Source organism: Kocuria atrinae C3-8 (assembly GCF_000286355.1).
GTDB lineage: Bacteria > Actinomycetota > Actinomycetes > Actinomycetales > Micrococcaceae > Kocuria > Kocuria atrinae_A.
Map to the genome: position 1 here is coordinate 1 of NZ_AJXN01000210.1, position 1,731 is coordinate 1,731.

The following is a 1,731-nucleotide window of genomic DNA, read 5'->3' on the forward strand; positions in this document are numbered from 1 at the left end:
CGAGTTCGCCCACGCGCTTGGGGTTCTTGCCGTCTTGATCACCCACCAGGAACACGGGGAACAGGCCCCGGTCGGGGATGGTGCCGCCGGAGGTCACGGCCAACCGAAGCGCCCCGGGCGCGCCTGGAGCGTGCCGGTTTCGCGGTCCCACACCACGCGGGGACGCAGGTGGGCGAACTCGTCGGACGGGTAGCGCCCGGCGAGAAGGTCCAGCACGGCGTCGTACGCGGAGCGCGGCAGATTCCGGAACGGCGCCGAACGGCGGAGGGTGTCGAACCAAGCCTCGACATCCACGTCCTCGGCGGCAGCGGCGGAGATCGTGTGCTGGGCGAGGATGTCCAACGGGTTGGCGGGGATCGCGAGCGGTTCCAGCCGCCCGGCCAGCATTTGCTCGGAAATCACCGCGGCATCGCGCACGTCACCGCGGTGCTTGGGATACATGCGCCCGATCGACACCTCGCCCACCTGGTGGCCGGCGCGTCCCACGCGCTGCAGACCCGAGGACGTGGACGGCGGCGACTCCACCTGCACCACCAGATCCACGTGCCCCATGTCGATACCGAGTTCCAGGGATGAGGTGGCCACCACGCAACGCAGCCGACCCGTCTTGAGGTCCTCCTCGATCAGACTGCGCTGGTCCTTGGACACCGATCCGTGGTGTGCCCGAGCCAGTACTGAGGTGGCGCCCTCGAACCGATTGTGCTGGCGGGAAATGTCCGCGAACTCGCCGGTGGTGTCGGCATCAGAGGTGGCAATCGATTCGGATTCGTCCGCGCTTTCCGATCCAGACGGGGCATTGTTGATCCGGAACTCGTGGATCTCATTGAGCCGCGCGGTGAGCTTCTCGGCCAGCCCGCGCGAGTTGGCGAACACGATGGTGGAGCGGTGCTGCTCCACCAGATCCACGATCCGTTCCTCACGTGCGGCCAGATCGAAGCGGTCGCTTGGTAGTCGGAGGCCTCCAGGTTCGCGTCAATGTTGGCGGAATCCACCGAGGACGCGAGGCCGAGGCCCCGCCCAACGCGGTCATATCCGGAATCGGCACCGACACCGTGAGATCCCAGTCCTTCTCGGACGGCGGCCGCACCACGGTCACCGGTTGCGAGCCACCCAGGAAACCGGCCACGGTGTCCACCGGTTCCACGGTCGCGGACAGGCCGATGCGCTGGGCCGGTTCGTCCAGCAAGTCATCGAGCCGCTCCAGGCTCACCGCGAGGTGCGCGCCGCGTTTGGTGCCGGCCACCGCGTGCACCTCGTCGATGATCACGGTCTTCACGTTTCGTAACGTCTCCCGCGCCTTGGACGTGAGCATCAGGTACAGCGACTCGGGCGTGGTGATCAGGATGTCCGGCGGGTGGGCCAGCAGCGCGCGCCGGGTGGCCTGCGGAGTGTCACCGGAGCGCACGCCCACGGACACGTCCGGCGGGGCGATTCCGGCGGCCTTCGCGGCCTGGGTGATGCCGATCAGCGGCGCACGGAGATTGCGCTCCACATCCACACCCAGCGCCTTGAGCGGGGAAATGTAGAGCACGGAGGTGTGCTCCTCGGCTTTGGCGGACGACGCCGCTCGCTTGGCTTTCTCCCGCAGGTCCAGGTCGGTTCCGGGCAAGGCGTCCTGCACCGGGGCGCGGGAGCTCGCGACCATGGTTTGTGCACGGGCATCGATCTCCCCACCTGCACTGGCCCCGGACGCGGGCGAGCCGCCCCCGGAAGGCCCGGGAGCGGCGTCGT

General features: G+C 68.5%; 1 pseudogene. It reads right to left on the minus strand.

The features are described from left to right. A pseudogene (locus tag YO9_RS19315) lies at positions 1-1,731 on the minus strand (DEAD/DEAH box helicase); the annotation flags it as partial.